This window comes from Paraglaciecola arctica BSs20135, from assembly GCF_000314995.1.
Lineage (GTDB): Bacteria > Pseudomonadota > Gammaproteobacteria > Enterobacterales > Alteromonadaceae > Paraglaciecola > Paraglaciecola arctica.
The window spans coordinates 207,990-221,409 of sequence record NZ_BAEO01000062.1 but is presented as its reverse complement, the minus strand read 5'-3'; the positions used below and the strand labels follow the sequence as shown (position 1 = coordinate 221,409).

The window sequence follows — 13,420 nt, the reverse complement described above, 5'->3', positions numbered from 1 at the left end:
AATGCGCTTATTAACGCTGTCTTTAATAGTTGCAGTATTGGCGGCCACTATTGGTTTAGGCCGAATGTTGGATAGTTTGTTTTATTATGTTGTACCCAGCTCTTCAAGCTTACATAACGACAACGTGCTTATATTAGAACAAATAGGCCAGGAGCTCGCAGATACATTAAACACAATGGAGCGCCCTCAAGATGTGGTGACAAATTGGCCCAAACATGGACGTTATCATTTAAGTATAGTGCCCCTTGATCAAATTCAGTTACCTACATCATTAATGCAACAAGTTAAGTCTGGCGAGCCATTGTTATTAACTAACAACAACGAATTTAGCCTGTACTTCTATTTAGAAACACAACAAGCCTTGTTATTACTCAAACCAACTTTTTCGACTAGCCAACCTGAAACTGGCGAATTAAAGTTAATGCTTACCCTGTTGTTTTATGCGGCTTTAGTATTGTTGATTTGGATGTGGACTTACCCGCTAGTCTCGCGTTTAATCAATTTGCGTCATAGCGCTCAATTATTTGGTAAAGGCCAGTTAGATCAGCGTATCAAAGTGGGCAGTGTGTCTTACGTCAAAGACTTAGAGAACGAATTTAATCATATGGCGCAACGTATCCAAAACTTAGTGAGTGATGTGAAATTGCTCAGTAATGCTGTATCCCATGATTTACGTACCCCCTTAGCTCGAATGCGTTTCGGTATTGACACTATTGCTGAGGAACAAAACCCTGACCAACAACACCTATATCTGCAACGTTTAGGTGATGATGTTGATGAAATGACTTGTTTGGTTGAAATATTGTTGGACTATGCCCGTTTAGAGCAAACGATGGTCAGAATCGATAAACAAAAGGTTGACCTAAATCTAATTGTTCAACACTGCGTAAAGGCTAAAAACGCAACTGTGCAGCGCATTATTTTTCAACCAAGTACTGAAACATCTTGGGTATTTGGTGATCCTAAATATTTACAGATTGTGATTAATAATTTGCTGCAAAACGCTTTGCAATATGGCCAGAGCCAGGTCCTCGTGCAAGTACACCATAGTGAACATCAAATCTGCTTAAGCATTGCCGATGACGGTACTGGTTTTTCCGAGGATGAAAAAGATTTACTCAAACCTTTTGTACGCGGAAAACATGCCACTGATAAAACCAAGGGTTATGGTATGGGTTTGGCAATAGTGCAGCGTATTATTGAGTGGCATGACGGTGAGTTGGTGATTACACGAAGTCAAAAACTAAAAGGAGCAGAGATAATAATTAAGTTACCTATTTAACCTGAATTCTGGATATTTAACCCAATGCCAACAAGCCCGTCAGAAGGCTTGTTGCTAGAGTCAGACTTTAAAAAGTAATACTTAACCCAACCGACGGACGTAACGAAAAGTTATCGCTTTCTTCCTCTATCAGTAAGTCATCAGTTGAATCAATATTGGCGTAATCTAAATCGATGTAACTGGTATTGTCTTGATTATAAATATTCATAACTTCAAACACCCAAGTCGCATCAAGTCCCCACAAGCTGCTCTTATACTCAGCTCTGACATCCAGTCGATGAGCAAGATCAAAACGCTCAGAATAAGCCGGCCCATATATAGGTAAAAAATATCCATCGGCTTTGGGGTTTTCTCTCACACCTATGATTGGGGTATAAGGCTGACCACTGCGTGCGGTAAAGTTAAAACCAAGGTTCCATTTATCACTGAGTTGATAATTTAGCACCATGTTAACCACCAAGGGGGTATCAGCATAATATTCAAAGGTCTGATGTTCACGTAAATTAGTACGTTCACTTTTAGAATAACTCAGTGATAACCAGCCATACCAACGGTCCATACGGTTTTTATTAATTAATAAGTCAACACCATAAGCCTTACCCTCAACATCATTACTGTACAATAAATGAGCGTCAGTTTCAGTGTCATCTAAGCCTAAGGGCAAGTCTTCCATTTTTTTATAATAAGTTTCTACAGACCAACTCCATTCATCAGCTAAGTGTTGTTCAAAACCTAGCGTGGAATGGGTGGCAGTTTGCGATTTTAGTGCTGGGTTACCTAAGGTCGGTAAAATGTAATCGACATCTTGAAGACGATTATATTTGCCATACTTTGCGCTAATAGTACTGTTGCTATTTACAAAATAACTTAAAGTAAAACGCGGCAATATGAAAGTTTCTTTACTGTAATTATTATGTTGCCATTGCACACCTAATTCAGTTTCCCAATTTTCGCTGAGTGTCCACACATCGGTAATACCAACAAATTGATTACTGGTGTCTATGACATTCACATCATTAACACGACCACCTAAGTCACTGTCACAATCAGGGTCGATTTCAGTACAAACTTGTTGAAAAATATCATAAGCATATGTTTCGGTGACATCATAATACGCCGCATCAACAATCAAATGATGAGATTGAGCGAATTGATAATTAAGACGACTTTTATAGGATATTTGCTTTTTCTCGCTATCGATAAACAAACCGGTTGGGTTAGCCGCACTTTTGCCTAATTCGAGGCGTTCATTGTCATTTAAAAACCCAATACCGCTTTTGATATGCAGGTTTTTAGAATAATGATCCCAAATAATACTTTGACTATTAAATTTTCTAAGAAACTCTGCATCCCCCTGATAATCTGGAATTTTTAAAGCTATGTCAGCACGCTCATTAAGATTTATTGCAGCGCTGTCTTGGGCACCTGTAAACGACACGGATAACATGTTGTTATTGTTAATATCCCACACCCATTTTCCTTGATAATCATTGTCGTCTGGTGCGTCGTTGACGGTGAGCCCACTAAGTTCACCATCATCATCTTCTAGCTCTTCACCTGTTTCAAAAAATATTGGCAACATACTTTTACGTGCAGAAAAATAAAAAGCACTGTTTTCGCTGACTTGTCCCTCAACAAAAAGTCCAGAATTGAACAAACTAATATCTATAGTGGTTCGAATATCTTGATGTTTAGGATTACGCAGGCTCACATCAAAAACAGCACCTGTAGCCGCACTATAACTGGTGCCATAACCGGCTGAATACAATTGAAAATCTTGGACTAAATGACGATTAAAAATAGATTGACCAAAATCATGAAAAATATAACCTGCTGGCATAAAATCAATTTCAAATAAATTATCTTCTGGAGACGATCCCCTAACGGCAGGAGAGCCCACAGCACCGCCAGCAGCCACCACGCCGGGTAAAGCAAAGACCGCTTGTAATGGGTCTCCGTTGGTACCTGGCATAGCAATCAACTTTTCTGCATTTTCAGTAATTTCTGACATAACGTTACTACGTTTATGGATAACTTCGATGCGATCTGTTTTGACATCATCTGATTGGCTATCATCTGCCTCCTGGCTGTAGGAATAATGAGGAAATAAACTGCAAAATAATAATACAAGGGGGGTTAATACAAGTTGGGTTTTCATTCTAAGCCTTTAAAGTGACTAAATTTATCCTGATAAGCATAGAGAAAAATCAATTTATGAACTGTGACAAATATAGGAAACTTTGTATCGACTTGTAGCGCTATTTTTCAGCCGTTATAGCGATATTTCAGCATTCATCCAGCTTGATTAAGTTTCTTTAGGTGCAATGGTGTAATCTAGATTATAGGTTAACTATGACTCATACATTTCGTGCAAAATCAGCTCTCTATTCGCTCATACAACTAACTGCGCAAAAAACACTTTCACAATTACCATCAATTGGTGCTCCCCCTAAGTGGCGTGATCAATATAGAGTTAGAAACATACGCTGGAAAAGTCGCGACCGACTAATGTGTGGTCATCAAACAAGGGCAAATGCATCACTTTACTGCCAATCAAGAGGCCAAGTTTGTGGTCGCAGATATGCAAGTACTACCGGAGAATATTTTAAACACTAAAAACTTGGTTTTACTATTACCCGCCCCTCATGAGTTATCTGAGCTTTACCGAAACTCCTCCTAAATAGTAGTTTGGTCGCATGCTTTAAGTGCCTTTTTTGACTTATTGCTCAAGCTCTCTGCCAAATCGCTCAACATATTAGCTAGCATCATTTTGTGCATCGCAGATTGTAATTTGCCCTCTAAAAGCACACATTCACCATCTATTGATAGTTTTGCATCCGGCGCTAATCCTGACAATAACCTTCTGGGTTGAGCTAGTTCAGCAACAAAATCAAAAGCAGATGAATTAGTGTCTCTAGCATCAGAGTCGGCTACTTGTGTCTGATTACAGGTTTGATAGTTTTTACCAAATTGGTTATTCGCATCATTGGCTAATGACTTTAACAATGTACTTACTTGATCTTTTTGCGACAACAAATTCAGTCTGCCTGACGCTGTATAACAGTTATTTTCGATAGCTAATTTGACATTGGTTAAGCCTAATTCTGCCAGTCTCATTAACCCAGACCTTAGCATCATGCCTTGAGCCATGCCGCCCATTATTGTTTGCTGTTCGTTTTCTCCCAATGCAGAGAATGCATCCTCATCAGTACCACCATTGTTCTGTACTTTGATTGCTGGGAGATATTTTCTTGCCATTTGTTCAAAATCACTTGGGTTGTCTCTCATCCATGCTATTGCTTGTGGATCATCGGCACCATCTTTTAGTTTAACCAATCGCAATTGAGTAGTTTGCATGTCACCATCGGTAATCAAACCATCCATCACAATACCTTCACGTGAATCAGAGCTCTGCGAACCATATATTTTGAAAGTGCCATAAGAGGTTTTTGATGCTGACATGGACTGCCAAATTTTAACTTCATCGCCATCTACAACTGCGATCCCTTGGTTATCTCTTGGACTTGAAGGAAAATCCATTTCATAGATATAGTGCGCATAGTCGTCAGAAGATTTAAAGGTCAGGCGAATGTTATCTGGAATGTTAGGTGTTTTGGGTGCCCATACGCCATCTAACGTCAAGGGGGACTTAGCAGCAGGTATTAGTCCCCAAGGCAGTCCTCTACTGCCTAAAATGCCTTTTATTTTAGCTAAAGAGATTACCCCGACGTTCTCTGACGAATTGGTAATGACCATACCTACAATGCCGTTTGCACTTATTAATGGTGCCCCTGAAGTACCAACATCCAGCTCAAGATTAGTAGCCAATGTGTCGTATTCATTATCCGAGTCCACATTAATGCTTTTGATTCTTCCAGCCTGCTTTGCAACATACCACGTCGCATTTTTTCCGACATAAGTCACTTTGGTACCGGCTTTAAGAGGGGTTAAATCTGCAGAGGCGTATAGCCATGGTTGACGATTAGGTTTCTTCATTTTCAAAATGGCAAGGTCGAGACCTTCTGAATCTCCCGGTACCACTTCTGCAGAGTATTCAGTATTGTCATCTCTAAAAAACTGAAGTGTTATATTTTCCAATTTAGCACCGGGGTTGGCACCATCTACCACATGGTTGGCTGTTACCAGATAGAGATAATTATTACTGTCACCAACCACCCAGGCAAAACCTTGTTGACTTGTATTGGTCATTTTCGCATTAACAGATACCACATTATGTCTTAATGTCTTAGCTTTTTGCTGCAATGATATCTCTGCATATAATTTTGAAGAGCTAAAAAATAATATAAAAACTAAAAGTTTTATTGTTTTTTTCATTGTCTGACCCTAATTACGGCAAAACCTGTTGCCAAAATCACCCCCAAAATAGAACCTATTGTGCTTACTCCAGGTATACCAAGAAGAAACGCCAGTAAATTTGGCGTTCTCTCTTCGGTAAACTCTGGAGTTCCCACTTTCATAGATTCAATCATTCCGTGATACCACACTTGAAACCCTTGTTTTTCATCTGTACCTTCCCTGAATGGCATCTCGATTCCCATAGACCCGTCGATACTATTAACTAACATACATTCGCCCTTGCGCAGGCTCGAAACCACATTGCTGCCTCTCATCTGATATTCACCAGCAGTAACAGTGCACCGACCTCCATTTCTTTTTGTATCATCAAGGGTGTATTTTGAAAAAGAAAATTGATTGGCTTCTAACCCAGTAATATTGACTAGACCTTTGGTATTCAGACGGATCCTCGGAGTTTCTCCCAGTGTTGAACTGACTAACACTCTACGCGGAATACTGCAGTCATCCTCCATTGGGCAAGGTATTGCTTTTCTTTCATTAGTTTTGCCATTAGCCACCAAGAAACGTGAATCACCATCAAGCTTAAATTCGGCTCTTACCGCCAACTCGTCAGAAACCTTTGGCGTGCTGGTGGTCATAATAAAAATCAAAGCGCTTTGCTTTTCATTCCATTCAAGCCAAAGTCTTGCCCCCTTAGGGATAAAAAGTGATTCCAATGAGGCTCTGCTTGTAGAGCTCAGTTCTAGAACACCAGGTTCTAGCGGCAGAGATAACTCAGGAGATTGAGGAGAATAAATATTTGTAAATTGAGACAGTAAGATACTACCATCTGCAATCGTATTTAAGGTTCCTGACCATTCAAAATCTTCGGACAAAGTTATTTCAACGGCTTTTGATTGCACTTCGACATGGCCAGGGGTAGGTAACCCTGGAAGAAGCGCTAAAAGCGCTAGAACACAAACGATGACAATAACCCACTTGCCATATTCGCCCAATTTTATCTTTCTTTGCAGCTCTAAGACCTGAGACAGATTGTCCAATTGACGTAATTTATCAGAAACATTAATAGTGGGATCATCACCTAAACACGTAGAAATATTTTTGAGTAATTGTTCTTCTTCGGATCTAATGCGGCGATTAGCAGAACGGATTTTTTGGCTATCTTTTAACAACAATTTTTTTTCTAGTGTTAGTAATGGATGCCTTAAGTACTTTGGTATTTTGCGAACGCTGCGTTTCAAAATTTTCGACATGTCAGACTTGAATAAGCTCATTAATCATTCACTTTTTGACTTAGTGGGTAAAGCGATATAAAAAACCTGAATAATCCAATCATTACTTGTCATAGGTTTAGCGGCGACTTCTAGTTTAATGAAATCAGGACGCGGCTGCGGCCAAGTAATTTGAATAGGAATGGGGGTACCAACCGAATAGCTTTTTTTTACATTATTGTAAGCATCTGAAATACCCTCACCGAGCAACCGCCAAGCAATTTTCTGAATAGGAACCCCAGCTCTCACAATGGCTTGAGCATCAAAATTAGGATCTACTATTTTCATTTGACCATCAACTGACACGCTTACAGGAATATAAGTTTTACCCGTCTTAGATTCCTGCCAGCCATAAATACCAAGCTCGTGAGCATCAAGCTTAATCGAAGATAACACCTGTTCTACTGGCCACTTTATAACCGAGTCAGGGCCAAAACTGGTATCCATTCTGTAATATAATCTAGGTTTAAGAGCTAACCCCCTGATACTAATTGAAGACGATCCAAGCTGTTGGGTAACATTTGGCAACTCAATGCTAATTGTATCTCCTTTTACATAGCTATTTAGAGGGTGCTCAACAAGCGAAACCAGTTCAAAATCGGCTGAAACAGGTGATTCATAAAGCCCCTCACAAATTCTGCCTCTTTTCCTATACCCGCTTTCACCGGTATCCGCTCTCTCTAAAAGATATTTATCACAGGTATCTGCATAGGTGACAGTTGATATAAATGTCATGGGAAACATTAAAAATATAGCGGGCTGACATAACTTGGGGACTAATTTTGAAGAAAATATAATTTTCCACATGTAGCTTAGATAAATAAGTGCATTTTCCATTGTTCTCATGCTCCGTGCATATACCTGTGAATCCAATTTATAAAGATTCGTCAGACTTTGACATACTTAACGCATTACTGTTTTACCTTAAGTGCACCCAATCGGTCAACGTGAATTGTACATAAAACACTCTAAAATATAAGGTGGGACTCAAAGAAATGTCGGTTTAAAAAATAACCACCCGAAAGTAAATAAGTCGGTCAGTAACACTTCAAAGCTCAAAATTCAGCATCAACCTTAAAGGTCATAACTTCTTGGCTAACAGGATGAGTGATCTCTAAATTTTGTGCATGCAAATGTAAGCGCTGGCCACGAATTCCATACAAATCGTCTCCCACTATGGGCATATTCAAGCCTTCGCCATGGGCGCAGTGTACTCTTAGTTGATGGGTACGACCGGTATGTGGTGTTAGCAATACTCGGGTTTGATTTTTCTCTGGGTAACGTTCAAGTACCTGCCAAAAGGTGTGGGCTTGTTTGCCATCTTGATGACAAACAATTTGTTTTGGTCTGTCGTAATAATCACCTCTTAACGATAACTTTATCTCGCCTTTATCTTGTAATGGCAAGCCTTCTATTAACGCCACATATTGTTTATGCACTTGCCGCTGAATGAACTGTTTTTGCAGATATTTGTTGGCCTGTGAGTTAAGCGTTAACACCATCAATCCTGAGGTGGACATATCCAACCTATGCACAATCAGCGGACCCGTTGCTTCAGGGAATTGCTGTTTTATTCGCTGGTACACAGAGTCGGATAGTTCTTTGCCGGGTACAGATAAAAACTCGGTGGGTTTATTGACGATTAAAATGTCTTCATCTTGATAGATAATGTCTACCTTTTTACCTTGCCCATAATTATAAGTTAATGGGTTATCATCCAACTGCATACCAGCCAACATATGTTTTAAGATCGGCTGACATTTACCTGTACAAGCAGGGTAATACTGCTGATGTTTTTTGACTTCTGATTTGGGTGAGGCTCCCCACCAAAATTCGGCCATTGCCAGAGGAGTTAATTGATGTTTGAAGGCATATTGTAGAAGTTTTGGAGCAGCGCACTCCCCTGCCCCAGCCGGAGGCGTTTTAAGTGCAGTATCGGCAAAAATATCTAGCAAACTTTTAGGCTCTTGTGCTTTATTCAGAAACTGATATTGATTAAATATTCTGTTTTGCAAATCAGCTGAAAGGGTTTTTCGTTGTAACTTTAACTCTGCTATAGGGTCTGTGAATTGCTTTACTTTTGCCTGTAGTTGGCTGATTGATTGTTGTGAATGTTCGCTTAATTCTTTTAAGCGCCATTTATCAAAAACACTTTGTTGTGCTAGTTCTTGTAAGCCTTTATCTGTGAGGGTTTTATCTACTTCATTCTGTAGCATTTGACGCTGATTTTTACGAGTTTTACGATTTTCTACTAACTCACTCCTGAGAGCGGATAACTGCTCGGCATGTTCTGCTTCCAAAACACTTAAATCCTGCTGCAAGATCTTTAATTCAGGCGTATCTTCTAGCGTTTTTATCTCATTATTAAGATGATTAATAGCCATTTGTTCAGACAAAAAGAAACTGTCGTCGGCCAATAAATCAAATACCGGCGGCACAAATCCTTGGATGTGATTTTGCTCGGCTAACTTACCGGAAAATGCCGAGATAAAGCCTAATTCTCCTTGTACATTTTTGACCAATAACACACCAAACATTTTACCAATGATATTATTTGGATCATTCGACAAACCAAAATTATGTTGCCATTGCTCTTGAGTCGCAAGATGGTTTTGCAATTGTTTGGCCGCCAACATACATAAAGGGTGTGGCTGATAATAAAAAGGATAAGTAAAGCGCTTAGGTAAGTCATATTTTTCAATAGACGTAAGAAAACGGGTAAAACAAGGATCTTCAATGTGCATAACGGATAACTTACAACCTATGGGAAGGATACCAATTTTGTAAATGTTTTATTGATAAGCAAAGTGAGCAAACAAGCAGCGGATCCATCAATGATAGCTAGCTGAACATCGTAAATAGCGCGCATATTATATAACCTGAACTCGTGATTAGCCATACCGTCCTGCAACGCTATTGTTGCATCTATCTGCGGTGAATTTATGCTCAGTAGCTGGCTATTTAGGATCCAACAAGATGTACTGGTCGTTATTGTTCTAACAATTGATACATCTCGCAACTTGACTCGTCAGTTGTAGAACAAAACTGTTCGCGGCTTCTTTGTCAGCCTTAGCTTTTTTCATTATGACCAATTCAACTAAGCAGAAACAGGCTCTAGTTTTTGCAAAATATCATACAAGCCGGTTTCATCTATTTTCAGCTCGTTTTGCTCCGCCTGTTTCAGACGGGTTTGAGTATTAATACTGCAGTTGGCCATAACTTCTGCGTCGATGCCATCTGCTTTGTTATATTGAGATAAAGGTTCTGGGTGCATATCTAGCCAAAGCTGGGCGGATTGAAGTTGTCCATTGTGTATTAATTGACTGGTTTGTTGGCAGGTTTTCCAATATGTATCTGTGGCGCTTAAAGGGCTTGAACGGTAATAATTAAGGCCAGTTTCAACCTCTGGTATTTGATTTGTTTCTTTGGTTTTTTCTAAATGAGGTCGGTGAGTGCAGTCTTGTTCTAGCATCGCCAGTATTAACGCAAATTTCGCCCCTTCACTCGCGGCACGATTAATCGTACCGTTTAGTTCATAGTCTCTTGATAACAACGCCTCGGAACTGGCATTGAGATCGGATTGACTTGTATTGACCGTGTCGAGCAAAACAGTTATCGCTGAAAAGAGAAGGAGATACTCTAGTTATCGCGTCTAATACCAAAGACTTTAGGTTTGAATGACCAAATTGCCAAGGACACTAGTAAAAAGCAATATTTACCACGGAGAACACAGAACGCTTCGCTGCTCAGAGAAACTGTTAGTTAAGATCTAAATGTCTTGTTCTCTGTGCCCTCTGTGAGCGAAGCCTCTGTGGTTAATATTTTTACTTTTGCTTTTTAAAGACTACCCAAACACTTTGGGGATCAAAACGGGAGTCCGTTTTTTGTACGCTTGATATTCGGGATCGTCTGCCCAGCGTTTATTGGCTTGCTCTTCTTGCAGGGAAATTCCGCTGATTTTGGTTAATAATAAAATTACAAATACCGGCGAAATAAGCGTCACCATCTGCCATTGGTATAAAGCAGGGTAAGCGATGATTGCGACACCTACCCATAATAATATTTCACCAAAATAGTTGGGATGGCGTGAGCGTGACCATAAACCCGTTTGAATAAATTCTTTGTGGGTACTTTTTTGTTGTTTAAAAAGCCGTTTTTGATTGTCGGCCACCGCTTCCATTAAAAATCCAATCAACCAAAGCAGTAAACCTAAGCAGCCAATCCAACCAAAATCAACTTTATGACCTGAAGTAATAGCAGCAATTGCAGCAGCTGCGGTAATCAATACCCACAAACCTTGCACTGTCCATGCGATAGAAAAACGCCAAAAATTGACTTTAATATCATCGAAACGGCTATCCGAACCTTGCTTACGTACCCTTAAAAACAGAAAGCTAGCCAAACGAATTGCCCAAATCGCCACTAGGCAAGTTAATATTACTGAACGTAAATCATGCTGCTCACTTTGCATAAACGCAAAAATGATGACAGCCAAATAAGTCGCGCCACCGGTTAAATCATAAAAGTGTTCTGTTTTAAGCAAGTATGCAGGGATCAAGGCTATCCATTGCACAACAAAGGCGATCAAAGCACAACTCGCGAAAATCGTCAGTCCTATTTCTAAACCACCATTAAGTAACTGACCACCATCACTGGCTGCCCACACTACACCTATAGCAATCAAAAAAACGACGATGTGAACAAAAAAAGCGCGAATAAAATGCATCAAAATAATTATCCTTGAGTTTATAGGGTTAAGGCTTGTTGAGCTTTCTTATACCCCAAAGGTAAAATAAAAGTTCTTTTTGTAATATTTTTTTGACAAAAACATTCAACAATTGCATCCTAAACACCTAATTTTCAACCGAGTAAGCCAATGAACAATTCAATTGCCTGCGTTTCTATAGCGATGATTAGCTCGGTTGTGAAGTCTGTAATTTCCCTCCGAGCATAATCTTTCAGGGCGTAAAGCCCACATAATGGCTTTTCAAGCCAAATAAAAACTAAATTGTACCTAGGCATTCTGCTATTTTTTTTACGATAAAAAAAGCCTTGCAGATGATTTAGGCAGTTGGAAATTATTATGCAAAATCAATTAAATTCAAATTCAGAACAACCTAAACAATCGTTTTATGGATTATTTAAGCAAGCTCTAAGTGGCGACAACCAACAAGATTTAACGAGTGGGTCGATAGGCAAAGCTGCCTTTTTGTTATCTGTGCCTATGGTATTGGAAATGATGATGGAGTCGGTGTTTGCCGTAACCGATATCTTTTTTGTATCTGCTTTGGGGCCAGAAGCAATCTCAGTGGTAGGGTTAACCGAAGCTGTCATCACACTTTTGTATGCCGTGGCTATTGGTCTAGGCATGGCGGTTACTGCAACAGTGGCTCGCAGAGTCGGAGAGAAAAACATTGAAGGAGCCAATCAAGTTGCCACTCAAACTATTTGGTTAGGTTTAGGCGTGGCTTTGGCGGTAGGTATTCCCGGAAGTATCTATGCTATTGATATTTTACATCTAATGGGTGCCAGCCATGAGGTGACAGAAATGGGCGAGGGTTACACATCTGTAATGTTAGGTGGATGTGCCAGTATCTTATTTTTGTTTTTATTCAACGCTATTTTTCGCGGTGCAGGCGATGCCAAAATAGCCATGAAATCCTTGTGGTTAGCCAGTGGAATAAACATTGTGCTCGATCCCATATTGATCTTTGGCTGGGGGCCATTTCCAGAGATGGGATTAACAGGAGCAGCAGTGGCGACTACTATTGGCCGCAGCATTGGCGTTTTATATCAGTTATATCATCTGTTTTCTATAAGCGGAAAAATCCAAATATTTGTCCATAAACTAAAGATTGATCTGTCAGTAATTGGCGGAATATTAAAAGTGTCTCTGGGCGGTGTTTTACAGTTTTTAATTGCGACTGCCAGCTGGGTATTTTTGGTCAGAATAGTTTCTCATTTTGGTAGTGATGCCGTTGCTGGTTACACTATTGCCATTAGAATAGTGATGTTTACTATGCTACCCGCCTGGGGTTTGAGTAATGCAGCAGCCACCTTGGTAGGGCAAAACTTAGGTGCTAAGCAAGCAACAAGGGCAGAACAATCGGTGTGGACTATTACCAAATATAATCTTGCTTTTATGTTAACAGTAGCATTTGCTTTTTATTTCTTCTCGGCCGCAATTATTGGCCTATTTAGTGACAACAGCGAGGTAATTCAATATGGTACCCAATGTTTACAGTATGTCGCTTATGGTTATGGGTTTTATGCCGTTGGTATGACTTTAGTACAAGCCTTTAACGGTGCGGGTGATACTATGACACCTACTGCTATCAATTTTGTTTGTTATTGGTTATTACAAATTCCACTGGCCTATTGGTTAGCGATTAGCATAGAAATGGGGCCATCAGGGGTATTTGCGGCGATCCCTTTGGCATCATTGTTTATCGCCATAATGGCATGGATGGTATTTCGTAAAGGTCATTGGAAAACTAAACAGCTTTAGCAGTTAATTGACATTTGCAAATAAACCACGAATATAACGGTC

10 protein-coding genes are annotated in these 13,420 nt (G+C 39.8%); 3 read left to right on the top strand and 7 right to left on the bottom strand.

Annotated features, from left to right (window positions below; genetic code table 11):
- The first annotated feature begins 1 nt into the window (after nt 1).
- Nucleotides 2–1,282, top strand: coding sequence for a sensor histidine kinase (locus GARC_RS21260; protein WP_007624283.1), 1,281 nt, complete (start codon nt 2–4; stop codon nt 1,280–1,282).
- A gap of 67 nt (nt 1,283–1,349) precedes the next feature.
- On the opposite strand, the gene GARC_RS21255 is transcribed toward GARC_RS21260, so the two are convergent.
- Nucleotides 1,350–3,440, bottom strand: a complete 2,091-nt coding sequence (locus GARC_RS21255) for a TonB-dependent receptor plug domain-containing protein (RefSeq protein WP_007624281.1) — start codon at nt 3,438–3,440, stop codon at nt 1,350–1,352.
- Nucleotides 3,441–3,634: 194 nt separating this feature from the next.
- Here GARC_RS21255 and GARC_RS26840 point away from each other — a divergent pair, with 194 nt between their 5' ends.
- Nucleotides 3,635–3,898, top strand: a complete 264-nt coding sequence (locus tag GARC_RS26840) for a hypothetical protein (RefSeq protein WP_153810990.1) — start codon at nt 3,635–3,637, stop codon at nt 3,896–3,898.
- Between the two features lie 60 nt (nt 3,899–3,958).
- Here GARC_RS26840 and GARC_RS21245 read toward each other — a convergent pair whose 3' ends face one another.
- The 6 genes from GARC_RS21245 to GARC_RS21220 all read right to left on the bottom strand — a co-directional run bounded on the left by GARC_RS21245 (nt 3,959) and on the right by GARC_RS21220 (nt 11,596).
- The gene (locus GARC_RS21245; RefSeq protein ID WP_007624277.1) at nt 3,959–5,617 is read right to left on the bottom strand and encodes a S1 family peptidase; all 1,659 of its coding nucleotides are present in this window, start codon (nt 5,615–5,617) and stop codon (nt 3,959–3,961) included.
- Entirely contained in the window at nt 5,614–6,873 is a 1,260-nt protein-coding gene (locus tag GARC_RS21240) for a hypothetical protein (protein WP_007624275.1), read from the bottom strand. Before GARC_RS21240 ends, GARC_RS21245 begins: the two co-directional genes overlap by 4 nt.
- A 3-nt stretch (nt 6,874–6,876) precedes the next feature.
- Nucleotides 6,877–7,707: a hypothetical protein gene (locus GARC_RS21235; RefSeq protein ID WP_007624273.1), complete on the bottom strand. Its 831-nt coding sequence runs from the start codon at nt 7,705–7,707 to the stop codon at nt 6,877–6,879.
- A gap of 218 nt (nt 7,708–7,925) precedes the next feature.
- The gene (locus tag GARC_RS21230) at nt 7,926–9,614 is read right to left on the bottom strand and encodes an RluA family pseudouridine synthase (RefSeq protein ID WP_007624271.1); all 1,689 of its coding nucleotides are present in this window, start codon (nt 9,612–9,614) and stop codon (nt 7,926–7,928) included.
- 353 nt (nt 9,615–9,967) lie between these two features.
- Entirely contained in the window at nt 9,968–10,477 is a 510-nt protein-coding gene (locus GARC_RS21225) for a VC2046/SO_2500 family protein (protein WP_039990201.1), read from the bottom strand.
- Nucleotides 10,478–10,714: 237 nt separating this feature from the next.
- Nucleotides 10,715–11,596 (bottom strand): DUF1295 domain-containing protein, encoded by an 882-nt coding sequence (locus GARC_RS21220; protein ID WP_007624266.1) that lies wholly within the window; start codon nt 11,594–11,596, stop codon nt 10,715–10,717.
- Nucleotides 11,597–11,953: 357 nt separating this feature from the next.
- Between GARC_RS21220 and GARC_RS21215 the strand changes: the two genes are divergently transcribed.
- Nucleotides 11,954–13,378 carry an MATE family efflux transporter gene (locus GARC_RS21215; RefSeq protein WP_007624264.1) on the top strand — a complete coding sequence of 475 codons (1,425 nt, stop codon included), beginning with the start codon at nt 11,954–11,956 and terminating at the stop codon, nt 13,376–13,378.
- Nucleotides 13,379–13,420: the final 42 nt, after the last annotated feature.